The organism is Pseudomonas sp. zfem005 (assembly GCF_032621735.1).
GTDB lineage: Bacteria > Pseudomonadota > Gammaproteobacteria > Pseudomonadales > Pseudomonadaceae > Metapseudomonas > Metapseudomonas solani.
In genome coordinates this window covers 216,584-241,626 of the sequence record NZ_JAVYJE010000003.1, presented here as the reverse complement: position 1 = coordinate 241,626, position 25,043 = coordinate 216,584, and the positions used below count along the sequence as shown (strand labels likewise).

General features: G+C 65.0%; 21 protein-coding genes. 10 read left to right on the top strand and 11 right to left on the bottom strand.

Annotation, left to right across the window (positions count from 1 at the left end; all coding sequences use genetic code 11):
- Positions 1-21: 21 nt before the first annotated feature.
- The gene (prpR, locus tag RTW82_RS07910) at positions 22-1,977 is read right to left on the bottom strand and encodes a propionate catabolism operon regulatory protein PrpR (RefSeq protein ID WP_316924781.1); all 1,956 of its coding nucleotides are present in this window, start codon (positions 1,975-1,977) and stop codon (positions 22-24) included.
- A gap of 199 nt (positions 1,978-2,176) precedes the next feature.
- Between prpR and RTW82_RS07905 the strand changes: the two genes are divergently transcribed.
- The 7 genes from RTW82_RS07905 (at position 2,177) to RTW82_RS07875 (ending at position 9,656) form a co-directional block, all read left to right on the top strand.
- A complete protein-coding gene (locus tag RTW82_RS07905) occupies positions 2,177-3,235 on the top strand; it encodes a phosphotransferase family protein (protein ID WP_316924780.1) in 1,059 nt (352 codons plus the stop codon).
- Positions 3,232-3,588, top strand: a complete 357-nt coding sequence (locus RTW82_RS07900; protein WP_316924779.1) for a DUF6285 domain-containing protein — start codon at positions 3,232-3,234, stop codon at positions 3,586-3,588. The genes RTW82_RS07905 and RTW82_RS07900 overlap by 4 nt, the downstream gene beginning before the upstream one ends.
- A gap of 53 nt (positions 3,589-3,641) precedes the next feature.
- Complete coding sequence (locus tag RTW82_RS07895; protein WP_316924778.1) at positions 3,642-4,814, top strand: acyl-CoA dehydrogenase family protein; 1,173 nt, start codon at positions 3,642-3,644, stop codon at positions 4,812-4,814.
- Entirely contained in the window at positions 4,814-5,581 is a 768-nt protein-coding gene (locus RTW82_RS07890) for an SDR family NAD(P)-dependent oxidoreductase (RefSeq protein ID WP_316924777.1), read from the top strand. Before RTW82_RS07895 ends, RTW82_RS07890 begins: the two co-directional genes overlap by 1 nt.
- A gap of 131 nt (positions 5,582-5,712) precedes the next feature.
- A complete protein-coding gene (locus tag RTW82_RS07885; RefSeq protein WP_410478781.1) occupies positions 5,713-7,362 on the top strand; it encodes an acyl-CoA synthetase in 1,650 nt (549 codons plus the stop codon).
- Positions 7,363-7,545: 183 nt separating this feature from the next.
- Positions 7,546-8,601, top strand: a complete 1,056-nt coding sequence (locus tag RTW82_RS07880; protein WP_316924776.1) for an AraC family transcriptional regulator — start codon at positions 7,546-7,548, stop codon at positions 8,599-8,601.
- Positions 8,602-8,606: 5 nt separating this feature from the next.
- Complete coding sequence (locus RTW82_RS07875) at positions 8,607-9,656, top strand: AraC family transcriptional regulator (protein ID WP_316924775.1); 1,050 nt, start codon at positions 8,607-8,609, stop codon at positions 9,654-9,656.
- A gap of 346 nt (positions 9,657-10,002) precedes the next feature.
- Here the strand turns inward: RTW82_RS07875 and RTW82_RS07870 are convergent, their stop codons facing one another.
- From RTW82_RS07870 to RTW82_RS07825, 10 genes are all read right to left on the bottom strand, one after another.
- Positions 10,003-10,914: an NAD(P)-dependent oxidoreductase gene (locus tag RTW82_RS07870; RefSeq protein WP_316924774.1), complete on the bottom strand. Its 912-nt coding sequence runs from the start codon at positions 10,912-10,914 to the stop codon at positions 10,003-10,005.
- Between the two features lie 29 nt (positions 10,915-10,943).
- Positions 10,944-12,323: an aspartate aminotransferase family protein gene (locus RTW82_RS07865; protein ID WP_316924773.1), complete on the bottom strand. Its 1,380-nt coding sequence runs from the start codon at positions 12,321-12,323 to the stop codon at positions 10,944-10,946.
- 94 nt (positions 12,324-12,417) lie between these two features.
- Entirely contained in the window at positions 12,418-13,671 is a 1,254-nt protein-coding gene (locus tag RTW82_RS07860; RefSeq protein WP_316924772.1) for an aspartate aminotransferase family protein, read from the bottom strand.
- 44 nt (positions 13,672-13,715) lie between these two features.
- Positions 13,716-15,140, bottom strand: a complete 1,425-nt coding sequence (locus tag RTW82_RS07855; protein ID WP_316924771.1) for a gamma-aminobutyraldehyde dehydrogenase — start codon at positions 15,138-15,140, stop codon at positions 13,716-13,718.
- 79 nt (positions 15,141-15,219) lie between these two features.
- Positions 15,220-16,551, bottom strand: a complete 1,332-nt coding sequence (locus tag RTW82_RS07850; RefSeq protein ID WP_316924770.1) for an APC family permease — start codon at positions 16,549-16,551, stop codon at positions 15,220-15,222.
- Between the two features lie 12 nt (positions 16,552-16,563).
- Entirely contained in the window at positions 16,564-17,721 is a 1,158-nt protein-coding gene (locus tag RTW82_RS07845) for an iron-containing alcohol dehydrogenase (protein WP_316924769.1), read from the bottom strand.
- Positions 17,722-17,935: 214 nt separating this feature from the next.
- Positions 17,936-18,811 (bottom strand): alpha/beta fold hydrolase, encoded by an 876-nt coding sequence (locus RTW82_RS07840; RefSeq protein ID WP_271658216.1) that lies wholly within the window; start codon positions 18,809-18,811, stop codon positions 17,936-17,938.
- Positions 18,808-20,334, bottom strand: coding sequence for a flavin-containing monooxygenase (locus RTW82_RS07835; protein WP_184488827.1), 1,527 nt, complete (start codon positions 20,332-20,334; stop codon positions 18,808-18,810). Before RTW82_RS07835 ends, RTW82_RS07840 begins: the two co-directional genes overlap by 4 nt.
- Positions 20,335-20,667: 333 nt before the next feature.
- Positions 20,668-21,249 (bottom strand): TetR/AcrR family transcriptional regulator, encoded by a 582-nt coding sequence (locus RTW82_RS07830; RefSeq protein WP_236208032.1) that lies wholly within the window; start codon positions 21,247-21,249, stop codon positions 20,668-20,670.
- Positions 21,230-21,529, bottom strand: coding sequence for a hypothetical protein (locus RTW82_RS07825; protein WP_316924768.1), 300 nt, complete (start codon positions 21,527-21,529; stop codon positions 21,230-21,232). Before RTW82_RS07825 ends, RTW82_RS07830 begins: the two co-directional genes overlap by 20 nt.
- 138 nt (positions 21,530-21,667) lie before the next feature.
- On the opposite strand from RTW82_RS07825, the gene RTW82_RS07820 reads away from it, so the two are divergent.
- The 3 genes from RTW82_RS07820 to RTW82_RS07810 all read left to right on the top strand — a co-directional run bounded on the left by RTW82_RS07820 (position 21,668) and on the right by RTW82_RS07810 (position 24,725).
- Positions 21,668-22,555 (top strand): phytanoyl-CoA dioxygenase family protein, encoded by an 888-nt coding sequence (locus RTW82_RS07820; RefSeq protein ID WP_263403506.1) that lies wholly within the window; start codon positions 21,668-21,670, stop codon positions 22,553-22,555.
- A 65-nt stretch (positions 22,556-22,620) separates the two neighbouring features.
- The gene (locus tag RTW82_RS07815) at positions 22,621-23,988 is read left to right on the top strand and encodes an FAD-binding oxidoreductase (protein ID WP_316924767.1); all 1,368 of its coding nucleotides are present in this window, start codon (positions 22,621-22,623) and stop codon (positions 23,986-23,988) included.
- A 74-nt stretch (positions 23,989-24,062) separates the two neighbouring features.
- The gene (locus RTW82_RS07810; RefSeq protein WP_316924766.1) at positions 24,063-24,725 is read left to right on the top strand and encodes a hypothetical protein; all 663 of its coding nucleotides are present in this window, start codon (positions 24,063-24,065) and stop codon (positions 24,723-24,725) included.
- Positions 24,726-25,043 lie beyond the last annotated feature (318 nt).

Below are 25,043 nucleotides of genomic sequence, written 5' to 3'. Positions count from 1 at the left end.
AAGAGCCCACCCACGCCCCACCTAATCTGCCAAGCGAAGCCGTCGCCATAGCGTGGTCCGGCTGATCCCCAGTCGACGCGCCGCTTCGTCCAGATTGCCCTGACAGCTTTCCAGCGTCTCCTGTATGTGTTGCAGCTGCGCGGTTTTGCCGATGGTGTGCAAGTCCTCCTTTGTGCGCGGTCGTTGCTTCTGGGGGGCTGGTTGGGTCAGGCCTTCCCGCAGCTCGGGCAGGACGCGCGCCAGGTACTGCTCATCCACGCCGTGCTCGTGGAGGATTTCATTGGCGGAGAGCATCGCTCGCTCGATGACGTTCTCCAGCTCCCTGACGTTCCCTGGCCAGGCGTGGCGCAAGAGGTAGGGTTGCAAGGCCTCGGTGATGGCGGCCGCGCCTGTGGGTTGGCCCTGGGTCAGCAGGCGCTGGCTGATGCCCCGGCAGATCAGGGGGATGTCCTCGGGGCGTTCGCGCAGAGGGGTGGTCTGCAGGCGAAGGATGTTGAGCCGGTAGTACAGGTCGGTACGGAACTCGCGCTCGTTCATGGCGGCGCCGAGGTCCTTGTGCGTGGCGGCAATGATGCGCACGTCGATGGCAATCGGCTCGGTGCCCCCCAGGCGCAGGACCTCGCGCTCCTGCAGCACGCGCAGCAGGCGGGTCTGCAGCGACACGGGCATGTCGCCGATCTCGTCGAGAAACAGCGTGCCCCGATGCGCGGCTTCGAACAGGCCTGGCTTGCCGCCCTTGCGTGAGCCGCTGAAGGCGCCTTCCTCGTAGCCGAACAGCTCGCTTTCCAGCAGGGATTCGGGAAACGCGGCGCAGTTGATGGCGACGAAGGGGCTCTTCCAGCGTGGACTTTCGTTGTGGATGCCCTGGGCCAGAAGCTCCTTGCCAGTACCGCTTTCGCCGGTGATCAGGATGGTCGATTGACTGGTGGCGAAACGCTTGGCCAGTTGCAGCATTTCGCGGTTGGCCTTGCTGTTGCCGTCCAGCTGGTCGAGCCGATAGCGAGCGGCGAACGCGCCGGGACGCCGGGTGGAGCGGATGCGTTGATCGGCGCGCTGCACGGCCGTGATGTCCTGGCAAGTCAGGACCAGGCCGGTGCGCTCGCCGTTCTCCAGGATGGGCAGCAGATTGCTGACCACCGCGTGCGAGCCGAGGCGGATCACCCGGTTTTCCTCGCTGGCGCCACCTTGCAGCGCCTGCTGCAGGTCCAGCTCCGGACACAATTGCTCCAGCGGTCGCCCCAGCGCGGCACTGATCGGCAGCTCCAGCAATTGGGCGAGGGCCGGATTGAGCGACTGCACCACGCCCTGGTTGTCGACCGCCGCGACGCCGGCGGGGATGTGTTTCAGCACGGCATCCAGATGCCGTCGCTTGGCGATCTCGATGCGTTGGCTGTCGAGAATGCCCATGGCTTCCTCCAGGGCCTTTCGCGCGGTGTCTTCGCTCAGCGAAAGCACGCCATGCATTCCTGCCTGTTCCGCCAGCTCCACCACCGTCGATGAGCCGATGATGCTGCGACAGCCCAGCTGGGCGGCTTGCTCTACGGCCTGGCGGGCCTCTTCGAGCGAGGTGTAGGCGGCCTGGTGAATCTGCACCGTGAAGAGCGTGGCCATGGCCTGCAGGTCCTGGTTGATGCGCCTGTAACTGATCACGGCCACCTGCGAGGAGATTTCACTGGCTTGCCCCAATGCCCGGAGCAGGTCGCCGCCGCCCACTCGCATCGCCAGGACCGGGCGCGTCAGGTGCTTGCGCAGGTAGGCGGCCGTGGCCCCGGCACAGACGAACACATCGACCTTGCCCGTCTGCTCCAGTTCGCGGGCGGTCTGCAACGCCTCGGTCACCGAGGTATCCAGGACCTCGATATGGGTGTCGGGATAGTCCGGCGTCAGCCTGGTGACCACATGGGCGAGTCGGCTGCGTTGCTCGGGGCGTTGCAGGTGGCTTATCAGCACGACGACCTGGGAGGAGGGAGGGTTCATGGCTGGGTCTGTTCATTGTTGAAGTGTTTCGATACTGAATGAATGGATTGCATATTTGCAACGACAGGCCTGTCGCTGCGGTCTCTGGGAATGCCCAAACCCAGGCTGCCTGAGGCCTGCAGCGAACTCTCGGGAAATTGGCCCAGGGTTTGCTCCCGGGTGTCTGCCCATTCGAAACCCAGGCAGAGCCCCCCGATCCATGAGCAGTTCTCCAACGATTTCTCCGGCCAGCGATACGCCGGAGGCCCGGTCCGATGATCACCGCCTCGTCGACTTCATCCGCGAACAGGCCTCGGCAACGCGGGTGGTCATCCAGGCCCGCAAGCGCCTGAGCGGTGGCGCCATCCAGGAAAACTGGCTGCTGGACCTGCAGATAGAGGGCGGCCCGTGGGCCGGTTCCCGGCGTTGGGTGTTGCGCAGCGATGCCCTCTCCGCGCTTCCCGCCAGCCTCGATCGCGAACAGGAGTTCGCCGTGTTGCAGGTGGTGCACCAGGCCGGCGTGAAGGTGCCGCGCCCGCTCTGGCTATGTCGCGATGTTCGCGTCCATGGCCGGGTGTTCTTCCTGATGGAGTACGTGCCGGGTATCGCCGCCGGGCGGTTGCTCAGCGCGGGCGCCGGAGCCCAGGGCCAATCGCGGCTGGCGGCGCAGCTCGGTGCCAACCTGGCGCGTCTGCATCAGGTCCGCCCGCCGTGCGCCACGCTGGATTTCCTGCCCCTGCCGGACAGCTCGCCGGCGCTGGTGACCATCAAGGCCTATCGCCGCTATCTCGACACCCTCGCCGATGCCTATCCGGTGCTGGAGTGGGGGTTGCGCTGGTGCGAGCTGCAGGCTCCGCCCAGCAGCGATCTGTGCCTGCTGCACCGCGACTACCGCACGGGCAACTACCTGGCCAGCGAGCAGGGCCTCGAGGCCGTGCTGGATTGGGAGTTCACCGGCTGGGGCGACCCCTGCGAAGACCTGGGCTGGTTTACCGCCCCCTGCTGGCGCTTCACCCGGCCCGACCTCGAGGCGGGTGGTATCGGCGTGCTGGAGGATTTCCTGCAGGGCTACCACGAGCTGTCCGCTCTGCGCATCGAGCGCAGCCAACTGCATTACTGGCAGGTCATGGCCACCCTGCGCTGGGCGGTGATCGCCCTGCAGCAGGGCCAGCGCCACCTCTCCGGTGAGGAGCCTTCCCTCGAGCTGGCATTGACTGCACGCCTGTTGCCCGAGCTTGAACTCGACATCCTGAACATGACTGGAGCCGATGCGCCATGACCCAGCCGAATGCCGCTGAACTGCTCGACATTGCCCGCCAGACGCTGCTGGAGCAGGTCGCGCCGACGTTGCCCGGCGAGCTGCGCTATCCGGTGCTGATGATCGCCAATGCCATGGCCATCGCCGCCCGGGAAAGCCGCGCCAAGGCCGTGCTCGATGACCAGGAGCGGACGCGCCTGGCGGCTCTGGTCGATGGGGCGCCCGCCACCTTGCCCGAGACCCGCCGCCAGTTGGCGGGCGCGATCCGTGCCGGTGCACATGATGCCCCGCACGCCCGCCGCAACCTGGTTGGCGCATTGCGCGCAATCACGCTCGCCCAGCTGGCGATCAGCAATCCCAAGGCCGTGCCCTGAGCACGGCTGGCCACTCCCACTCCTCACGACCGACTCGCCCCACAAGGACAACCATGAACTTCTCCCTCCCGGACGAACTCCTGGCGCTGCAGGCCAAGACCCGAGACTTCATTGCGGAACAGGTGATCCCCTTTGAAAACGACCCCCGCCAGGGCGCCCACGGCCCCAGTGACGCCCTGCGCCTGGACCTGCTGGACCGTGCACGCGATGTGGGCCTGCTGACCCCCCATGCCAGCCACGAGATGGGCGGCCTGGGGCTGAGCCACGTGGCCAAGGCCGTCGTTTTCGAAGAGGCCGGCTACTCGCCCCTGGGCCCGGTGGCGTTGAACATCCACGCCCCGGACGAAGGCAACATCCACTTGATGGACGTGGTCGCCACCGAGGCGCAGAAGGACCGCTGGCTGCGGCCGCTGGTCCAGGGGCGTGCCCGCTCGTGCTTCGCCATGACCGAGCCGGCGCCGGGCTCGGGCTCCGATCCGTCGATGCTGCGCACGACCGCCACCCGCGACGGTGACGACTACGTGATCAATGGCCGCAAATGGCTGATCACCGGCGCCGAGGGGGCCGACTTCGCCATCGTCATGGCGCGCATGGAAGACGGCACGGCGACCATGTTCCTCACCGACATGCAGCGTGAGGGCATCGTCCACGAGCGTCAGCTGGATTCATTGGACCGCTGCTTCACCGGCGGTCACGGCCAACTGCGTTTCGACAACTTGCGGGTGCCGGCGAGCGATGTACTGGGTGAGATCGGCAAGGGCTTCCGCTACGCCCAGGTGCGCCTTGCGCCCGCGCGCCTGACCCACTGCATGCGCTGGCTCGGTGCCGCACGCCGTGCCCACGACATCGCCTGCGACTATGCACGCACTCGCGACGCCTTCGGCAAGCCGCTGGGCGAGCACCAGGGCGTGGGCTTCATGCTGGCCGACAACCAGATGGACCTGCATGTGGTGCGCCTGGCGGTCTGGCACTGCGCCTGGGTGCTCGACCAGGGCCAGCGGGGCAATGTCGATTCGAGCATGGCCAAGGTGATCAGCTCCGAGGCGCTGTGGCGGGTGGTGGATCGCTGCATGCAGGTGCTGGGCGGGCGCGGGGTGACCGGGGACACGGTGGTGGAGCGCATCTTCCGTGACATCCGTCCGTTCCGTATCTACGACGGCCCGAGCGAAGTGCACCGGATGAGCCTGGCGAAGAAGCTGCTCGGCCAGCGCCCGGGGAGCCACTGATGCAGCCCGACCTGGTTCGACTGTTCTCCCTCGACGGTCGCCGTGCCCTGGTGACCGGTGCCTCCAGTGGCCTGGGCCGACACTTCGCCATGACCCTGGCCGCCGCGGGCGCCGAGGTGGTGGTGACGGCCCGGCGCCAGGCGCCGCTGCAGGAACTGGTGGAGGCCATCGAGGGGGCGGGGGGACGCGCCCGTGCCTTCGCCCTCGATGTGACCTGCCGCGAGGATATCTGCCGGGTGCTCGATGCCGCGGGCCCGCTGGATGTGCTGGTCAACAACGCCGGGGTGAGCGACAGCCAACCCTTGCTGGCCTGCGACGATGACAGCTGGGATCGCGTGCTCGATACCAACCTCAAGGGCGCCTGGGCCGTGGCCCAGGAAAGCGCCCGGCGCATGGTCGCGGCGGGGAAGGGCGGCAGCCTGATCAACGTCACCTCGATCCTCGCCAGCCGTGTGGCCGGCGCCGTTGGCCCCTATCTCGCGGCCAAGGCCGGCCTGGCTCACCTGACCCGGGCCATGGCCCTGGAGCTGGCGCGCCACGGCATACGGGTGAACGCCCTGGCGCCGGGCTATGTGATGACCGACCTGAACGAGGCCTTCCTGGCCGGCGAAGCGGGGCAGAAGTTGCGTGCGCGTATTCCCAGCCGGCGTTTCAACCAGCCGGCGGACCTCGACGGGGCCTTGCTGCTGCTCGCCAGCGACGCCGGGCGGGGCATGAGCGGTAGCGAGATCGTGGTCGATGGCGGCCATCTGTGCGGCAGCCTCTAGGCGCCGTGCTGGCGGGTCGCGCAGCGCGGGTGTTCGTCGGTCGCTGCAAGGCTCGATCAAGACAACAAGAAACAGGAGAGAGATAGGTGCGTGCAACCCCTGGACTGCCCATGGACGAGGTGCCTGGCATGATGACGCGGAGCTTCGAACACGACCTGGCCCCCAACGCGGCCAACCATGTGCCGCTGTCGCCGCTGTCGTTCCTCAAGCGCGCTGCGCAGGTCTACCCGCAGCGCGACGCGGTGGTCTATGGCGACCGCCGCTACAGCTACCAACAGCTGCACCAGCGTAGTTGCGCCCTGGCCAGCGCCCTCGAGCGGGTCGGCGTACAGCCGGGCGAGCGGGTGGCGATCCTGGCGCCGAACATCCCCGAGATGCTGGAGGCGCACTACGGCGTACCCGGCGCCGGGGCGGTCCTGGTGTGCATCAATATCCGCCTGGAGGCACGCAGCATCGCGTTCATCCTGCGTCACTGCGAAGCCAGGGTGCTGATCTGCGACCGTGAGTTCGGCGCGGTGGTCCGCCAGGCGCTGGCGATGCTGGAGACGCCGCCTTTGCTGGTGGGCATCGACGATGCCCAGGCCGAGGGCGGCGACCCGGTAGCTGATCTGGACTACGAGGGCTTCCTGGCCCAGGGCGACGTCAACCGACCGCTGACTGCACCGCGCAACGAATGGCAGTCCATCGCCATCAACTACACCTCCGGGACCACCGGCGACCCCAAGGGCGTGGTTCTGCACCACCGCGGCGCCTACCTCAATGCTTGCGCCGGCGCCCTGATCTTCCAGCTGGGGCCGCGCAGCGTGTATCTGTGGACCCTGCCAATGTTCCACTGCAACGGCTGGAGCCACACCTGGGCCGTGACCCTGTCGGGTGGCACCCACGTCTGCCTGCGCAAGGTGCAGCCGGAAGCGATTCACGCCGCGATCGCCGTGCATGGCGTGACCCACCTGAGTGCCGCGCCGGTGGTGATGTCGATGCTGATCCATGCCAAGCATGCCGGCGCGCCCGGCGGGCCGGTGTCGGTCATCACCGGCGGCGCCGCGCCACCCAGCGCAGTGATCGCCGCCATGGAGGCGCTTGGCTTCAGCATCACCCACGCCTACGGCATGACCGAAAGCTACGGCCCCAGCACCCTGTGCCTGTGGCAGCCGGGCGTCGACGAACTGCCGCTGGAGGACCGGGCCCGGTTCATGAGCCGCCAGGGCGTGGCCCACCCGATGCTGGAGGAAGCCACTGTGCTGGACGCCGACACCGGCCAGCCGGTTCCCGCGGACGGAACCACCCTGGGCGAGCTGGTGGTGCGCGGCAACACGGTGATGAAAGGCTACCTGCATAACCCGGAGGCGACCCGCAGCGCCCTGGCCGACGGTTGGCTGCACACGGGTGACCTGGCCGTGCTGCATCCGGACGGGTATGTGGAAATCAAGGACCGGAGCAAGGACATCATCATTTCCGGGGGCGAGAACATCAGCTCGCTGGAAATCGAAGAGGTGCTCTATCAGCACCCCGGGGTGATCGAGGCCGCTGTGGTGGCGCGCCCTGATGCGCGCTGGGGCGAGACCCCCCAGGCCTTCGTCAGCCTGCGTGCCGATGCCCGGGCAACGACCACGGGTGATGATCTGATTCGCTGGTGCCGCGAGCGCCTGGCGCATTTCAAGGCGCCACGGCATGTAACGCTGGCAGAGTTGCCCAAGACCGCTACCGGCAAGATCCAGAAGTTCGTCCTGCGCGAGTGGGCCCGGCAACAGGCAGCGGAAACCGCAGACCACGCAGGCTGATCGAGCTGCCGTCGCTCGGCAGGCGGCGACCGACCGGAAGGGTGATGCGTGGTCACCCTTCCGGCCAGCCGCCAGGCCGATCGAGTCTGCTGGATCATCCCGAGGAAAGGCTTCACATCATCCGCCAAAATTCAGGCAATCCATGTACCCGTCAGTGACCAGAAGTCGTGAGCCGGACCTTCAATGATGACGTCCTCCATCCTGGGTAGCGCGTTACTGGGTTTTGACGACTTCGCCATCGCGCAAGGTCTTGAGCCACGTGTGCAGATGGCAGCGGTCTCGCTCGGTCCGGGCGACCTCGACGCGGCGATCGAAACCCGGCAGTTCAATCAGCTGCTGGCGTTGTGCGCGCAGCGTTCGGGCAATGGCCTGTTCGCGCTGCAGTTCGGCCTGGAGCATGGCATGCGCGGCATGGGGAGCCTGCTGCATGCCATTCAGGGCGCGCACAGCGTCGGCGAGGTGGTGCACGCGTTGAGCCGGCATTCCCATGTGCTCGGTACTGCGGTGCAGTTCCGTATCGAACGGCATGCCGGCAGCGCACGGTTGCTCTACCAGGTCACCGATGCCGAGATTCCCTGCGTACGGCAGACCGTGGAATGGGCCATGGGCATGAGCGCGCAACTCATGCAGAGCCTGCTCAAGCACCTGTGGCGCCCCCAGGCCCTGCTCCTGCAGCATGGCGCGGCTGTGGCGCCGGCTGCCTACCGGTACCTGCTGGGTGTGACGCCGCGCTTCTCCAGCCTGGAGAACGCCTGGGTCTTCGCCCCCTCTCTTCTGGATACACCGCTCGCCGTGCAGGATGAACGGTTCATGCAACTGGCGCGGCAGCTTCAGGAGGAACTGGCGGACATCAGCTTGCAGTCGCTGCCCCTCCACGTTCAACGGCTGATTCGCAACCGGATGCCCCACGGGCGCGTCACGGTGGAGCAGATCGCCATGGACCTGACTGTCAGCCCACGCAGCCTGCAGCGCTACCTGCTGACACAGGGCACGAGTTTCCAGGCGCTGCTGGACAAAACGCGCCAGGCGGTGGCCACACGCCTGATCCGCGACGCCTCGATCAGCCTGACGCAGGTGGCGGACTTGCTGGGGTACACCCAGCTCGGTGCGTTCTCCCGGGCGTTCAGCCGCTGGCATGGCGTCAGCCCGCAACAATGGAAACGCCAACTGCACCAGGCGCCGGAGCCCGATCCGAACGCCACGTGCCCCGCGTCGCCACCGCCATCCGCCGAGGTGTGACCCCCATGGCCACCGTTCCTTTCGTTCGGGCGATCAGCCTTACCGGGTTCCATGCGTTCGCTGCGGCGCAGGGACTCGATCCCGTGCAGATGCTCAGGCACATCGGCTTGCCGAGCCACAGCGTGCAACACGAGGACGGCCTTTTCCCCTACCAGCAATATTGCGCCTTGCTGGAGGCCTGCAGCCTGCATTCGGGGAATGCGCTGTTCGGCCTGCAATACGGGTTGTTCCAGGCGCCGGGCGTCTTTGGCGATCTGCTCTACCTGCTGCGCAATACGCGCACGGTCGGCGAGGCGTTGCTGGAGTTACGCAACCACTACGCGCTCTACAACGGTGCCGCCGAGGTGGGGCTGGACCATCAAGGCGGGTGGGTCACCCTCAGCTATCACGTCCGTCAGCCGAACGTGCCCGGCGTGCGCCAGGCCGAGGAGCTGGCCTGTGCGGTGGGTATTCAATTGATGCGGGCGCTGGTGGGGGAGCACTGGTTGCCCAGCGCCCTGTTGCTGAGGCACCCGGCCAGCACCGACACGGCCCTTTATGCCCAGGCCCTGGGCATGGCGCCGACCTTCGGTGCGCACGCTCTGGCCATGGTGTTCGAGCCGGCGATCCTGGACCGGCCCAATGCGGCCTCCGACGAGGCGTTGCACCAGGTGGTCGCCAGGCGAATGCAGCGCCTGGAGCCGCTCTCCAGCGACAACCTGTCCGACCAGATCAAGCAGTTGCTGCATCAGCTGCTGCCCGCCGGGCGGGCTACGGCGGAGAGGGTGGCCAGTGTCATGGCGGTGACGCCGAACGAGTTGCGTCAGCTCATGGAGCACGAAGGTCTGACTTTCCAGCAGTTGCTGGATGAGGTCCGGCAGTGCATGGCGCAGGCGTATCTTTCCAGGCCTTCGGTCAACATCGGCGAGCTGGCCACGATGCTCGGCTACTCCGACGCCAGCGGATTTTGCCGCGCCTTCCACCGCTGGTTCCACATGAGCCCGTTGAACTGGCAGAAGAGCCAGGGCATCCAGCGCCAGCCGCGTCTGCTGGGGCGAGGGCGCACGCGCCGGTAGGTGGGACTGGCCGGCGCCGGGAGCAATCAGCGCCGGGCCTCGCCCATCAATAGTGGCGGAAGATATCGCCTATGCTCGCGACCGGGTGCCCTGTGCGCACGGCCGCGCGATTCTCTACGTAAGGCTTCGGGGTGTGGGTCGTCAGGAACAGGGCGAGCGCCAGGCCCGCCAGTAGAAAAGCAAAAGCACGCATAGGAACCTCCGGACTTATTGTTGTAATTGCCGTCGAGTCTGGTCCGTGGCGCCTGCGGAGACTTGATAAAGCGCGCCATTAAATGGGCCTTTGTGAGACTGGCGCGGACCTGGAAAGCCCCGTGCTGACGGGGCGGGTCAGCGCCGGCTAACGCTAGGGTTGCGAGGGAAGGGCCGCTGCCGCGAACGCCTGGGTGGTGGCCACGATGTCCTGGTCGCCGAAACCCATCGACGTTGCACGCTGAGCCACCTGGCACACGGCGTCGAACACCGGCGTCCAGGCACCGGCTGCCTGCATGGCCTGGCCAATCTCTGCGAAGGCACTGGCATGCACGTCGAGCCTTGCCTGGTCACCCGCGAAATCCTGCTGTTCCAGGCGCCGCACGGCTTCCTCGAGTGCATCGGCGACGAAGAAGCGCGACGTGTCGAGAATCAGCCGGGCCATCTTGGCAGCGGGCATGCCAAATGCCTGGCTCGTGCCCACTGCTTCGTAGAACGCCACCATCGCGGCAAACGAATGGGCATGCAGCAGGGCGGCGAACGCGTACGTTTCCTCCCAGGGCAGGAACAGGGTGTGGCCCGCCAGCACCTGCAGCAGTGCACGATGCTGCTCGAAGGCTTCCCGCTCGCCGGTATGGATGCAGTAGGTTTCGGCGTGGCCGATGTTGCGCGGGTAGGCCACGATCATGCCCTTGACGTAGTGACCGCCCGCACGGTTGACGAGCGCCTGGAGCGCCATGCTCTCTTCCTGGGACTCGGTGGTGTAATTGACGATCGTGCGGTTGGCCAGTGCAGGGTTCACCTCGGCAGACTCCAGAACCTCGAGTACCGCCGCGTTGTCCAGAAGCACCAGGAGGGTGACCGGGCTCGCCGCCAGCGCGGCGTGCGCACTGTCGCAGAGGTGGGCGCCGGCAGCCACGAGTGCCTGTGCCTTGTCGGGTGAGCGATTCCAGACCGCTACGCGTTTGCCTTGCTTGAGCAGCACGTGCGCCATGATCGTGCCCATGGCTCCAAGCCCCACGACGGATACGTCGAAGCCTGAACCGGTATCAACGGGGTTATGCATGATTCAACACTCCAGGTTCTTGTTTTTGTTTACAGAAGGTTCTGTGACCGGGCCCAGTCCGTCGCGTCAGCCAGCGCCCGATCGAATGCGCTGAAGATCGCGTCGAGGTCGTCTTGTGTGGTGATCAATGGCGGGCAGAAGGCGATCGTGTCGTAGATGGCGCGGATGATCAGCCCGTGCTTGTGTGCCTGTTTGAACAGGTAGCCTCCCAACACGCCGGGCTGGGCGAACGGTTGGCCGGTGGCCTTGTTCGCCACCAGCTCGATAGCGCCCACCAGCCCGACCGCCCGCACATCGCCTACCAGGGGATGGTCGGCGAATGCGCGCAGGCGGCGCTGGAATTCAGGGGCCAGGCGCTGGACATGGCCCAGCAGGTCGCGCTCTTCGATGATGCGGATGTTTTCCAGCGCCACGGCGGTGGCGACGGGGTGGCCCGTACAGGTCAGCCCATGGGCGAAGGCACCCAGGCGCTGGCTCTGGCTGACCAGCACGTCGTGAATGGCGTCGGAAACCACCAGGGCCGCCAGGGGTTGATAGGAGGAGGTGAGCTGTTTGGAGAGCACCAGGATGTCGGGCTGGATGCCGTACAGCTGGGAGCCGAACATCGTGCCGAGCCTGCCGAAGCCGGTGACGATTTCGTCGACCACCACGAGGATGTCGTAGCGTTTGCACACCGCCTGGATCGCCGCCCAATAGCCCTGTGGCGGAGGGATCACGCCGCCCGCCGCGATCAGCGGTTCGCCGATGAAAGCAGCGATGGTTTCCGCTCCCTCGGCCAGGATGTAGCGCTCCAGCTCATCCGCCAGGCGTGCTGAAAAGGCCTCTTCCGTTTCCCCGGGCCGGACAAATCGGTAGGCGTTCGGGCAGGTCAGGTGATGAACCGGGATGGCGGGCAGATCGAAGTCGCGGTGAATCGACGGGATGCCGGTCAGGCTGGCGGAGGCCACTGTAGTGCCGTGGTACGCCTGCTGACGGGAGATGAACTTCTTCTTGTGCGGTTTGCCCAGCGCGTTGTTCACGTACCAGACCATCTTCACCATCGAGTCGTTGGCCTCGGAGCCCGAGTTGGTGAAGAACACATGGTTCAGATCGCCGGGCGCCAGCTCGGCCAGTTTGGCGGCGAGCGCCGCCGCCGGGGCGTTGGTCTTGTGGCTGAAGCTGTGATAGTAGGGCAGCTGTTTGAACTGCTCGATGGCGGCGTCGACCAGCCGCTGTTCACTGAACCCCAGGGCAACGCTCCACAAGCCCGACATGGCTTCGATATAGGCGTTGCCCTGGTCATCGAAGACCCGCACGCCGTCCCCGCCGGTGATCACGAAAGGGCCTGTCTCACGGTGTTGCGCCAGGTTGGTGTAGGGGTGGATCAGCGAAGACAGATCGTTCTGCACGATCGAATTGACGTTGCTCATTGGCGTGATTTCCTGCCACGGACGGATTGTCTGCTGCCTGCGATGAGCCTGTGTGCGGCCTGTATCGAGACTGGCCGCACACAGGCGTGTGCCGTTACTGGCTAAGCGCTGCCGCGACCGATTCGCCGAACGCCTTGAGGCCCTGTTCGAGCTGGTCGGTGGGGGTGTTCACCGGCGGCATCAGCTTGATGATTTCGCCGTTCGGGCCGCAGCGGTCGACCAGCACGCCGGCCTGCAGCACGCGCTGCTGGGCATCCTTGGCGAAGGCCACGTTGCCGCGGCCGAAGTCGATGCCGGCGATCATGCCGCGGCAGCGCGCGGAGGCGACGCCCGGGATCTCGGCGTAGTCGGCGACTGCTCGTTCCATGGCCGTGCAGTTGGCGGCGAGCAATTTCAGGAACTGCTCGTCGCGCCAATAGCCAAGTGCGATCTGGGCGGTGAGGAACGCCAGCTGGTTGCCACGGAAGGTGCCGATGTGATCGCCGGGTTGCCATACATCCAGTTCGGCGCGAATCAACAGGATCGCCATCGGCAGCCCGAAGCCGCCGATCGATTTCGCACAGGTGATCAGGTCCGGCACGACGCCGGAGCGCTCGAAGCCGAAGAAGTCGCCGGTGCGGCCGCAGCCCGCCTGGATCTCATCGCAGATGAGCAACACGCCGTGATCGGTGGTCCACTTGCGCAGTCGCTGCAACCAGGCGTTGGAGGCCGGGTAGACGCCCGCCTGGATCTGCACGGATTCCACTATCACGGCCGCGGGGATTTCCGAGCCGCTGCCTTGGTCGTTGGCCAGGCGTTCGAGGAAGCCGATGCTGTCGAACGCGCCGTAGGGGCTGTCTTCGTACGGCACGAACACCACGTCGCTGGAGAGCCCGGGGCCTCGGCGAGTGCGGTTGCCGGTGACGGCCAGCGCGCCGGCCGTCATGCCGTGGTAGGCGCCATAGAACGAGACGACCTTGGTGCGCCCCGTGGCTTTGCGCGCCAGCTTCAGCGCGGCCTCGACGGCATCGGCACCGGTGGGGCCGGTGAATTGGACCTTGTAGTCCCAGCCGCGCGGCTTGAACAGCTCACGCTCGATCGACTCCAGGAACTGGCGCTTGGTGGTGGTGTGCAGGTCGAGGGCGTGGGTCACGCCGTTGGACGACAGGTACGCGATCAGGGCATCGCGCATGCGCGGGTCGTTGTGGCCGTAGTTCAGCGCACCGGCGCCGGCGAAGAAGTCCAGGTATTCGCGGCCATCCTCGCCGCGGATCGTGCTGCCCTGGGCGGTATCGAACACCAGCGGCAGGTCGCGGCAGTACATCCGCACGTTGGACTCGAGCCTCTCGAACGTCTCGATATTGTTCATGCATAACCTCTTGGAAGTAGTGGGGAAGCGTCGTCTTGGGGGCGTCAGTGCTTGAACATCACGTGGCGCACCACCGTGTAGTCTTCGAGGGCATACATGGAGAGGTCCTTGCCGTACCCGGACAGCTTCACCCCGCCGTGGGGCATCTCGCTCACCAGCATGAAGTGGGTGTTGACCCAGGTGCAGCCGTACTGCAGGCGGGCGGCGAGGCGATGGGCGCGCCCCACATCGGCCGTCCACACCGACGAGGCCAGGCCGTAGTCGGAGTCATTGGCATACGCCAGGGCCTGGGCTTCGTCCTCGAACGACGTAACCGTGACCACCGGGCCGAAGATTTCACGGCACACCACTTCATCCTCCTGCGTGGCGCCGGCCAGGACGGTGGGTTCGAAGAAGAACCCGTTCCCCGCCGCCCGTTTGCCACCGGTGACGACCTCTATATGCGGGAGCTCCCTGGCGCGGTTGACGAAGCCCTCGACGCGCTCCAGGTGCTCCTGGGTGATCAGCGGGCCCATCTCGGTGGAAGGGTCGTCCTGGAGCCCGCACTGGATGCTGGACACCGCCTCGCCGAGCTTGCGCACGAATTCCGGGTAGACCGACTTCTGCACATAGAGGCGGCACGCGGCGGTGCAGTCCTGGCCGGCGTTGTAGAAACCGAAGGCGCGGATGCCTTCGACGGCGGCGTCGATGTCGGCATCGTCGAAGATCAGCACGGGCGCCTTGCCACCCAGCTCCATGTGCATGCGTTTAACGCTGTCGGCGGTGCCTTCGATGATCCGGCTGCCGGTGCGCACGGAGCCGGTCAGCGACACCATGCGGACCCGGGCGTGGCTGGTGAGCGGTTCTCCCACTGTGGCGCCACGGCCATGGACGATGTTGACCACGCCGGCAGGGAAGATCTCGGCGAGCAGTTCCCCCAGCTTCAGGGTGCTCATTGGGGTGTGCTCGGAGGGCTTCAGGACCACGGTGTTGCCACCGGCCAGGGCCGGACCGAGCTTCCAGGCCGCCATCAGCAAGGGGTAGTTCCAGGGCGCGATGGACGCGACGACGCCCACCGGGTCGCGACGGATCATCGAGGTGTGCCCCGGCAGGTACTCGCCCGCCGCCGAGCCCTGCAGGCAGCGGACGGCACCGGCAAAGAAGCGGAACACGTCCGATACGGCCGGCAGTTCGTCCTGCAGCACGGCGCTGTAGGGCTTGCCGCAGTTGTCCGCTTCCAGGCGGGCGAACACCGCTGCCTGGGCATCGATGCTGTCGGCAAGGGTGAGCAGCAGTGCCGCACGGTCCTTGGGCGGCGTTTGCGACCAAGCGTCGAAGGCCGCATCCGCGCTTTTCACCGCGGCCTGGACCTGGGCACTGCTGGCCTCGGTGGTCTGCACCAGGACGCTGCCCAGGGAAGGGTTGTACACGGCCAGGCTCTCGCCTTCGCCGGCCACGAGGGCGCCATTGATCAGGAGTTTTGTTTGCATGTCGATTCTCGCCATTGAACGGCAAGGCCAGGGGCTTGCCGTGGGGTTGTCGTCAGGGGGTTCGATTGGAAAGCGCCCGCTACACCAGCGCGTCAGGCACGGGGTGGCGGAAGAGGCGGGTCCGGCAGGCGAGATAAACCGCCCCCAGGGCGAGCCAGCCACAGCCCATGATCAGCGCGTCCTTGTCCAGGCTGACCAGCATCCACCCGGCCGTGATCAGGCCGATGAAGGGGAAGAGCACACCGAGCAGCAGGCCGGCTCCATCCCTGGTGCGTGCATCGAAGGTGAGTCGCAACGCGCACAGGTTGACGGCGGTGAAGGCGAGGAAAGCGCCGAAGTTGACCAGTGATGTCGCGGTGGCGATGGTCAAGCCAAAACCGGCGGTGCCGAAGACGCCGCAGAGCAGGATGTTGAAGGCCGGAGTCTTGTAGCGGGGGTGCAGGACGCCGAACAGCTTGCGGGGCAGTTGGTTGTCCCGGCCGAGGGCGTAGAGCAGCCGGCCCACGCTGGCCTGGAAGGACATCCCCGCCGCGAAGTGGGCGACGATGATCCCCGCCAGGACCACGGCGAAGAACAGGTCGCCGCCGATCATCCGGGCAATCTCGAAGGCTGCCCCATCCACCTGCTCGAAGGTGGGGGAGGGGTGCGCCAGGTACATGAAGTACGAGGAGCCGACGTAGATCGTGCCGCCGATCAACGCGACCAGCACGATGGCGCGCGGCAGCGTCCGGCCCGGGTCGCGGGTCTCCTCGCTCAGCGTGGACAGCGCGTCAAAGCCCAGGAACGAGTACGCGGCAATGGCGGCGCCGGCCATGGTGGTGGCGAAGGGCACGTTCGGGTCGAAGAACGGCCTGGCCGACAGCAGCCCGCCAGGACCGTTGGCCGCCACGATGTAGTGCACGCACAGGCCGATGAACACGGCGATGGTGGCGAGTTGCACCGCCATCAGCAGCAGGTTGAAACGGTTGGCGACCTGGATGCCGAGGACGTTGAGCAGCGAGGTGGAGAGGATGAACCCGGTGATCCACACCCACTGAGGGACTTCTGGAAACGCCATGTTGAGGTAGCTGGCGCCGAGCAGCCAGATCAGCATCGGGATAAAGAAGTAATCGAGCAGGGCCGCCCAACCCACCATGAAGCCGAGATTGGCATTCAGCATCTTGCGGGTATAGGTGTAGGCCGAGCCGGCCACCGGGAACACCTTCACCAATCGGCCATAGCTGAACGCCGTGAACACCACGCCGGTTGCCGCGACCAGATAGGCCATCGCCGTGGTGTTCCCGCTTGCCTGCGAGATCACGCCGTAGGTGCCGAAGACGATCAGGGGCGCCAGGAATGCCAGGCCGAACAGCAGCACGGAGAACGGGCCCAGGGTGCGCCTCAACGAGGCGCCGGGGTTTGACTGATTCATGACCGGCCCCCCTCACGCGACGAAGTTGTAAGCGGTGGTGATGATGTCGTGGTAGGCCTGCACGGACATCGACTTGGCGTTGCTGGCGTCCGAGAAGTTCTGCTTGGAGTTTTCCGCCAGGGTCGGGAAGTCCTCTTCGCGCACGCCTCTGACGTCGGCGAAGCGGGGGATCCCCAGGTCCTTGCTCATCTGGAACAGATGGCTGACAGCGGCCTCGGCGGCGTCTACCGGCGAAAGCCTGGGGTCGATCCCCAGCGCATAGGCCACCTGGGCATGGCGGACGATATCGGCGTCACGGTTGTGGCCGAATACGAAGGGCAGGAAGATCGCGTTGCCCACGCCGTGCGGCGTGTCGTACATGCCGCCGATCGCTTCGGAAATGCAGTGCACGCTGCCGACGTCGGCGTTGCCGAATGCCATGCCGGCGATCAGGCTCGCCACCAGCATCTGCTCCCGGGCTTCCCGGTTCTCCGGCTCTTGCACGGCGGGTTTGAGGTGCTGGCTGATCAGGCGGATGGCATGCAGCGCCAGGCCGTCGCTGATCGGGTTCGACACGCGACAGGTGTAGGCCTCGATGGCGTGGGTGAGCGCATCCATACCGGTCGCGGCGGCAATCGAGGCGGGCAGCGTGTCGGTGATGTGCGAGTCGAGCAGTGCCAGTACCGGGCCGATCCGATAATCCAGGACGTTCATCTTGAAGTGCCGGGCGGTGTCGGTGATCACCGAGAAGCAGGTCACCTCGCTGCCGGTGCCCGCCGTGGTCGGAATGGCGACGATGGGCGGTATGGCATGGCTGAGCGTGAACGAGCCTTCGTAGTCTTCGATGCGGCCGTCGTGGGTGAGCAGCAGGCTGATGGCCTTGGCCGCGTCCATCGCGCTGCCGCCGCCCACGGCCAGCAGGCCGTCGATGCCTGTGCCCCGGTACCGCTGCGCGGTCTGGTTGATGTCTTCGCTGCGTGGGTTGGCCTTGATGTCCGCCACTTCCTCGAAGGCGATGCCGGCCTTCTCCAGGCTGGCGTAGACGCTGTCCAGCAGGCCGGCTGCTTTCACCCCGGGATCGGTCACGATCAGGATGCGGCTCAGGCCGAGTGCCTGCAGATGCTCACCGGTGCGCTCGCGCAGGCCGGGTTCCATGACGACTTTGCTGGGGAGTAAGAACTTGAATTCCATACAGACCTCTTGCTCGATTGTTGTGATTGTCGAAAGGGCAGTGGAGGAGCACCCGGGCGAGTTCGTCTTGACGGCTCGGGCGCTTGAAGTACGGCTTGACGGTTTCAACAAGCCGGAATCTTGTTGTTCTGTGTCCTGCGAAAGGTGCTGCGAGAAGCCTCTGGTTGAATAAAAAAAGGGGCGGCAAGCTGCACGCCCCAAAAGGAGGTCGGTACTAGCGCATGTGCCCCGAGAGAAGTGACAGCAGCGTGCCTGTCAGGCATTTCGGCAGGTCATGACCCATTCCGGGCAACAGCACCAGGCTCGACCCGGGGATCGCCGCGGCGGTGGCGAAGCCTCCGTTGGTCGCGACCATGAGGTCCTTGTCCCCATGAATGACCAGCGTGCTGCAACGGATGCCCTGGAGTTCCTGGGTACGGTCACCCGAGTTGATGATTGCGCCGATCTGCCTCGCCGTGCCCAGGTTGCTGGCCTCGCCGCCCCCTCGTTCCCAGGCCTCCGTGGCGTAGTCGCGCATCGCCACCTCGCCCCACTCGAGCGTCGAGCCGATCACGCGCATGATGTCCAGGTAGTCGCGAACGCTTTCCTGCTGATTGCGCGGGGGGCGGCGCAGCAGCTTGAAGATGGCCTTGAGCGCGGGCTGGCCTACGCGCAGTGAGCCGGTCGTGGAGAAGATGGAGGTGAGGGTCCTGATGCGCGTGGGGTAACGCGCCGCGAGCGTCTGGGCGATCATGCCGCCCATCGACATGCCCACGGCATGCGCCGTTTCCAGCTGCAAGCCATCCATGAGTGCAATGACGTCGCTGGCCATGTCCCCCAGGTCATAGCCGGGGGTCCGCTTGCGGAAGAACTGCTGCATGACCGAGGGCGGTGTCACGTCGGTGAAGAAGGACCTGCCCGAGTCCCGGTTGTCCAGGGTGATGACGCGCAATCCCCGCTCGACCAGTCCGGTTATGAGCGCTTGCGGCCAGTAGGTCAGCTGCAGCCCCAGGCCGACGATGAGCAGCACCGCCGGTGCGTCTTCGTGGCCGTGGCTGCGATAGCAGATCCTGCGCGCGCCAGGCAGTTCGCAGAAGCGATCGGGGCTCATCCGCGGCTACCTGGTTGTTGCAGCTCGACCTTGGCGTGCAGGGGCGCGCTGGGCACCGAGGAGAACGCCAGGCACTCCTCGGCCACCGTGCCGCGGCGCAGGAGCTTGACATCGCGGAAGTAGTCCATCGACATCACCCAGGGCTCGCTCGGCCCCTGACGCGGCATGCTGTCCAGCGCGCGTTGCACGTAGCCGGCACCGAAATCCAGCAGCGGGCGGGTCTCGATCCCGTCCGGCGCGATGGGTTCGCAGACGTTGTAGCCGTGGCTGTCCATGAAGCCCAGCAGGCGACAGAAGTGGTCGCACAGCAGGCACACCTTCAAGGTCCAGGAGGAGTTGGTGTAGCCCACCGCGAAGGCGAAGTTGGGGACGCCGGAGAGCATGGTGCCCTTGTAGGCGAGGGTTTCCCTCAGCACGACGGGCTTGTCGTCCTTGTACAGGCTGATGCCCCCGAACATCTGCACGTTCAGCCCTGTGGCGGTGATCACGATGTCGGCTTCCAGGGTCTTGCCGGACTTCAGCAACAGGCCGGATTCGGTGAAGCACTCGATATGGTCGGTGACGATGTCGGCCTTGCCCGCGCTGATCGCCTTGAACAGGTCGCCTTCGGGAACCGTGCACAGGCGCTGGTCCCAGGGGTTGTAGGGCGGATTGAAATGCACGTCGACCGGGTAGTCCTTCGGCAGCTCCTTGCGGGTCAGCCACAGGAGCAGCTTGCGGGAAAGTTTGGGGAAGCGCTGGCAGAAGGCCCAGAAGGCCAGGGTGATCCTGGCGTTCTTGTAGCGCGTCAGGGAGTAGGCGGCCTGCTCGGGCAGGACCTTGCGGAAGAACGCCGCGACCGCATCATTGGCCGGCTGGTTGATGATGTAGGAAGGCGTGCGCTGCAGCATGGTGATGCTGGAGACCTTGTCCGCCATGGCCGGAATCAGGGTCACGGCCGTCGCGCCGCTGCCGATGACGACGACACGCTTGCCCGTGTAGTCCAGGTTCTCCGGCCAGTGTTGGGGGTGGACGATCAACCCCTTGAACCGTTCGGTTCCCTCGAAGCGGGGGCTGAACCCCTGGTCGTACCGGTAGTAGCCGCCCGCGCCGAACAGCCAGCGGCATTCGACAGTGCGGAGCTGCCCCATGTGGCCATCGTCCACCAGCACCGCCCACAGGCCCTTGTCCGATTGCCAGTTCGCCGAGATGACGGTCTGCTTGTACTGGATGAGGGCGTCCAGCTCATGCTCGTCGATGGCTTCGCGCAGGTATTCGATGATGTCTGCCGCGTCCGCCAGGGACTTCGCCTTGGTCCAGGGCTTGAAGTCGAAGCCGAAGGTGTACAGGTCGGAATCGGAGCGGATGCCGGGGTAGCGGAACAGGTCCCAGGTGCCGCCCATTCGCTCACGGGACTCGAGAATCGCAAAGGTCTTGTTTGGCTGATGGCGTCGCAGGTAGGCCGCCGCGCCGATGCCAGACACACCGGCTCCCATGATCAGAATATCGAGTGGCTCAACCGGAAGAGCAGTGTGCGAGGACATATCGCCTCCTATTGTTGTGTTGTAGAGACTGATCTTTTGACTTGATCATTTGACCATGATGGGGCGGCCTGGCAGACGGAGCAAGGTGCAAAATGCACTGCGGAACTGTTTTCTTGGGACGATTTGAACCGGGTCAGCCAGCGAGCTGCTGGCTCGGCCAGCCGCAACGAGGGCGTCGTGATCGAAGGGGAGGGCGCAGGGCTAGGCGTGCAGCACCGCTGATCCAGGGGAGGGCGTTGGAGGCGTCAGGGCGGTGATTGGCAGGGCTTGCAAGGAGCATCCAGAGGCTCGGATTGCCGTGCCCCTGGAGCACGGCGCATCCGACGGGGGGGCTCAGTGGCTGGCCACCAACAGCTCCACCGCCTGGCAGGCCGTTTCGGTCTCGGCCTCGAGGCGCTCGGGGTTGCCGTGAGCGATCCAGGCGAGCAGCAAGCCATCGAAGAGGTTGAGGAGCAGTTGACTGACAGTGGTCAGCGCGGCCTGGTCCAGCGCATCGCCCGTCGCCTTCTGGATGGCCTGCCGGGTCGCTTCGTTGGAAACGGTGTAGATCTTCGCTGCCATTTCCGGGTCGTTGCGCAGGTTCCAGAAGAAGAGTTCGAACTGGGTGATGGCCCGTTCGGGGTGCGCGATGAACCACTTGACCAGTTGGCGCAGCATTTCCCCTACCGACTCTGCGGGGGTGCTGCCTGCCGGCGCTTGCAACAAGTGCTGCTGCGGCACGTTGATCAAGGACTCGTAGACCGCATAGAACAAATCTTCCTTGGTATGGAAGACGTAGTGCAGCGAGGCCAGCGGCGAATCCGCCGCCGCCGCGATACGCCGCGTCGTGGCGTTGGCTATGCCGTGCTCTGCGATCACCTTGATGGTGGCCTCGATAAAATCCTGTCTGCGCTCTTCAGCGCCTATCCGAGCCATTGAGCGTTCTCCCTTTTTTGTATTGCCGCCAGCCCCCTGGTCCGGTGCCGGCGGTGACGAATGCTATCGCAAGGTCATTCCCCAATCCATGAAATGAGTCGAGGCCATTCCGCTCCTCGGGGATGGCCGTACCCAGCGGGTGGTTATCGCCCAGGGTTGATGCCACCGGCCCGCGAGTGTCGGCCGGACCCTCGAATTTCAAGGGTTCAAACGGTGGCCGCGACGCAACATAAAAATCAAGATCAATTGACTTGATCACTTGACCATATTCGGTAATCATGAATTGTCCACCCTGGTATGCCGGGCTGCGGCAGCGCAACCAAGAGGCTGCTTCTGCGCTGGGTGCTGGGTGGGATGAGCCGGGGTTGCCCAGGTTCGCTGGATAGAACAATGACAAAACCAGACAGGTACAAAGCAGATGGATACACGAAAGCTTTCGACGGTCGGCAGCGATGCCTCGATCGAGCAGGTGGTGGAAATCATCCGGCGTGACGGCGGCGTCATCATTTCCGAGTTTGTTTCGCCAGCAACGCTGAAGTCCCTCACCGAAGAGCTGGACGCCTACCTGAACGTCACGCCTTGCGGACAGGACCCCTATTTCGCGGGCACGCAGACCCGACGTGTCGCCCGCATCATCGGGCGCAGTGACACGGCGGTGGAGGTGGCCCTGAGCCCGCTGTTCATCGGGGCGGCCCGGCAGATCCTGCAGACACCGACCCATGTCTGGGTGGGCAGCGACCGCATCGAGATGGCCCCTGACATTCAGCTCAGCATCACCCAGGCCATCCAGATCGGGCCGGGCCAAGGCTTGCAGCCCCTGCACCGTGACGATGCCACCTCGCTGTGGCGACATCCCCAGTTCGGGCGCGAGGCCCGGCTGCAGATGATGCTGGCCATCTCGGACTTCACCGAAGAAAACGGTGCCACGCGCGTGATCCCGGGTAGCCACCAATGGGATGACGAGCGCATGCCGACCCAGGAAGAAACCATCGCCGCGGAAATGAAGGCAGGCTCCGCGCTGCTGTGGATGGGGTCGGTCTACCACGGCGGTGGTGCCAATACCACGTCGTCTCCTCGTACTGGCCTGACCATGGCCTACGACCTGGCCTTCCTGCGCCTCGAAGAGAACCACTTCCTTTCCCTTCCCATTGAACGGGTTCGCCAGCTCCCCCCGGAGATGCAGCGCCTGCTGGGCTGGAGCGCCAGTTCCACGCTGCTGGGTTGGGTGGAAATCGATGGCCAGATGCGAGACCCGCAAGAGCTCCTGGGCATGCCTGCTTTCTCCGAGCCGGGGAAAGGTTTCTAGCCGTCTCGGGCCTGCCTGGGGGCGACCCTGGCGGAGCGTGGATCGAGCATCGTGGAGCGATTTGAATGAACGCGTTGAACAAGGCAACTGGCGGTGATTCCGTGCCGTTGAGATTCCGCACGCTTGGCGGATGGATTGAGCGCCCGGGCGATCTGCAACCGGAGCTCAAGGGCCACGAGCGTGCCGATGTGATCGTGGTCGGCGCCGGCTTTGCCGGCCTGTCGACCGCGCTGGAGCTGAGGGCGCGCGGGGCGGAGGTCATCGTGCTGGAGCAGGAGTTCGCGGGCTTCGGTGCCAGCGGGCGCAATGCGGGCTACCTGCTCGGCAGCATGGGCGTCGAATGCGACATGTTCGTCAGTCGCGTGGGGGCGGAGCAGGCAGCACAGTTCGTCAGGTTCTACGACGAGGCCGTGCCCTACGTCGAAGGCCGCTTGAAGACACTGGGCATCGACTGTGACTACAACCCGTCGGGTGTGCTCCGGGCCGGTGTTCATCCCAGCCAGGAAAAGCGCCTGCGGGAGAACATGGCGCTGGGTCGGAAGCTGGGGGCGGTGAGCCGCTTCGTGGACGGTGACGAGATGCGCGCACGGGGCATCCCGCCTGCCTTCCTGTTCGCCTCCGAGCAGTGCGGTGGCACGTTGAATCCTGGGAAATACGTCAGCGGCCTGCGCCGCGAGGCGATCAAGGCGGGCGTGAAACTCTTCGAGCGCACGCCATTGCTCTCCTTCAGTGAAGGGCCGGTCATTACCTGCAAGACGGCGCACGGCAGTGCCACCGCCCCGGTGATGGTCCTGGCAACCAACGCCTATACCCCCCAGCTGGGGGTGCTGCGCAACAAGGTCGCGGCGATTCGGGTGTCGGCGATCGAAACGCAGCCGCTGTCGACGGAGCAACTGGCTGCGTTGGGTTGGCACGGGCGGGAGGGGATCATCACGCCGCACTACACCATGGAGAGCCACCGCCTGACGGCGCACGGCACCATGGTGTTGACCGTCAAGAAGCTGGGTTATGCGTACGGCTCGAAGACGCCCAACATCCCTGACCAGGGTGCCTACAAGGCATTGGCCCATGTGCTGCGCGAGCGCTATCCGGCGTTGCAAGGCCTTGGCATTCAGCACTGCTGGAGTGGCTACGTCAGTGGCGCTTATGACTTCCTGCCGGTGATCGGCGTCATGGGCGCGAAGCAGAACATCTACTACACCACCGGCTGCTCGGGTCATGGGCTGGGCACCCAATCGCTCGTCGGGTCGCTGTTTGCCGCGCAGATCAACGGTGAAGCGCCAGAGTTGCTGGCGGCACTGCAGCACAAGACACCGTCCCTGCTACCAGAGCCGCTGCAATGGTGCGTCGTGCAGTCCGCGTTTGCGGCGGCCACCTTGCTGGACGCCTGGACGGATAGAAAAGTGCGCAAGTACCAGGCCGAAAAAGGCTGACCGCAACCCGTGCCGTTGTTCTTTTCAAGTGGCTGCACTCCAACAGCGTGGCCCTATTGATAGAGGCTGTTATCGTGGAACTAAGTGAAATAAGTATCTTGGCCTCCTGTGTGCTGCTGACGATATGCGGCTTGTATTATGGGGTGGCATTCAGCAGGCAAAGAAACTATCTGCTGGGCGGAGAGTTTTTGATTGTGGGAATATCCGCAACTAACTTTACGGTCTTCCTCCTTACGGGTTGGCTGGCCAATTACAATGCCGCCATGTTTTTCGACGCCTTTTCCCGAGGGGTCGGAATTCCCATTATTGCAACACTGGGTTTTATGGCGGCCACGCATAATTACAAGCCGTCTCTGATGAGTGACATCCTATTGTTCCTGGCTGGCTTTGCAGCCGCGGCCATTTACTTCATGTCGAACTCATTCAAGGCGTTTCTCCCTTACTTCTATGTGGTGATGTGGTTGGCTTACACCGCGTACCTGGCCTATTTCGTGTGGCGACTGGCCCGTGCCAGAGAGCCTCTGCATGCGCTGGCCACCGCCCTGGCCGCCGTGGCGGGGCTGACGATCGCACTGCGGTATGACTTCTTTCCGATTTCGGGTGATGACACGAAGATGCTGTTCATGACCTTGGCTTTCTTGACCTGGTCGTACTCGATCGTGCAGTCGTTCTATGCCTATGGTGCACTTCAGCGCTCCAGAAAGAACTTCGCCGAGGCGTTGCTCAACGTCCGTTAGATCGAACGGTACAAGGTGCGCTGCTGTGCTGAGTATTCCTTGATTCAGCAACTCCATGTCGGGCCATAGTCCCGCTTCTTTACCGCCTCTCGGGGCGGTTTTTTTATGGGCGAGTGATTCGTTTTTAGGGTTGGGCTCTCAGTCGAGAGATCAACTCTGGTGCAATAAAGGCGACGGCTTGGAAGGGCTTCGTATAACTACGCAGTGCGCCATGAGTGGGCATATACGGGTAACACATGTTCCTTTAATTCCCATGATGGTGCAGGCACTTGATACATATGAATCGCCAATAACGCCTAACTAACTGATTTATCTAAT

What these genes read in the sequence shown, in the direction of transcription:
- RTW82_RS07890 (WP_316924777.1), top strand. Translation starts at nt 4,814, where the DNA reads ATGCAGCCCGACCTGGTTCGACTGTTCTCCCTCGACGGTCGCCGTGCC.
- RTW82_RS07900 (WP_316924779.1), top strand. Translation starts at nt 3,232, where the DNA reads ATGACCCAGCCGAATGCCGCTGAACTGCTCGACATTGCCCGCCAGACG.
- RTW82_RS07880 (WP_316924776.1), top strand. Translation starts at nt 7,546, where the DNA reads ATGATGACGTCCTCCATCCTGGGTAGCGCGTTACTGGGTTTTGACGAC.
- RTW82_RS07830 (WP_236208032.1), bottom strand. Translation starts at nt 21,249, where the DNA reads ATGGCTCGGATAGGCGCTGAAGAGCGCAGACAGGATTTTATCGAGGCC.
- RTW82_RS07825 (WP_316924768.1), bottom strand. Translation starts at nt 21,529, where the DNA reads ATGATTACCGAATATGGTCAAGTGATCAAGTCAATTGATCTTGATTTT.
- RTW82_RS07820 (WP_263403506.1), top strand. Translation starts at nt 21,668, where the DNA reads ATGGATACACGAAAGCTTTCGACGGTCGGCAGCGATGCCTCGATCGAG.
- RTW82_RS07815 (WP_316924767.1), top strand. Translation starts at nt 22,621, where the DNA reads ATGAACGCGTTGAACAAGGCAACTGGCGGTGATTCCGTGCCGTTGAGA.
- RTW82_RS07835 (WP_184488827.1), bottom strand. Translation starts at nt 20,334, where the DNA reads ATGTCCTCGCACACTGCTCTTCCGGTTGAGCCACTCGATATTCTGATC.
- RTW82_RS07855 (WP_316924771.1), bottom strand. Translation starts at nt 15,140, where the DNA reads ATGCAAACAAAACTCCTGATCAATGGCGCCCTCGTGGCCGGCGAAGGC.
- RTW82_RS07870 (WP_316924774.1), bottom strand. Translation starts at nt 10,914, where the DNA reads ATGCATAACCCCGTTGATACCGGTTCAGGCTTCGACGTATCCGTCGTG.
- RTW82_RS07840 (WP_271658216.1), bottom strand. Translation starts at nt 18,811, where the DNA reads ATGAGCCCCGATCGCTTCTGCGAACTGCCTGGCGCGCGCAGGATCTGC.
- RTW82_RS07885 (WP_410478781.1), top strand. Translation starts at nt 5,713, where the DNA reads ATGACGCGGAGCTTCGAACACGACCTGGCCCCCAACGCGGCCAACCAT.
- prpR (WP_316924781.1), bottom strand. Translation starts at nt 1,977, where the DNA reads ATGAACCCTCCCTCCTCCCAGGTCGTCGTGCTGATAAGCCACCTGCAA.
- RTW82_RS07860 (WP_316924772.1), bottom strand. Translation starts at nt 13,671, where the DNA reads ATGAACAATATCGAGACGTTCGAGAGGCTCGAGTCCAACGTGCGGATG.
- RTW82_RS07845 (WP_316924769.1), bottom strand. Translation starts at nt 17,721, where the DNA reads ATGGAATTCAAGTTCTTACTCCCCAGCAAAGTCGTCATGGAACCCGGC.
- RTW82_RS07875 (WP_316924775.1), top strand. Translation starts at nt 8,607, where the DNA reads ATGGCCACCGTTCCTTTCGTTCGGGCGATCAGCCTTACCGGGTTCCAT.
- RTW82_RS07895 (WP_316924778.1), top strand. Translation starts at nt 3,642, where the DNA reads ATGAACTTCTCCCTCCCGGACGAACTCCTGGCGCTGCAGGCCAAGACC.
- RTW82_RS07850 (WP_316924770.1), bottom strand. Translation starts at nt 16,551, where the DNA reads ATGAATCAGTCAAACCCCGGCGCCTCGTTGAGGCGCACCCTGGGCCCG.
- RTW82_RS07865 (WP_316924773.1), bottom strand. Translation starts at nt 12,323, where the DNA reads ATGAGCAACGTCAATTCGATCGTGCAGAACGATCTGTCTTCGCTGATC.
- RTW82_RS07905 (WP_316924780.1), top strand. Translation starts at nt 2,177, where the DNA reads ATGAGCAGTTCTCCAACGATTTCTCCGGCCAGCGATACGCCGGAGGCC.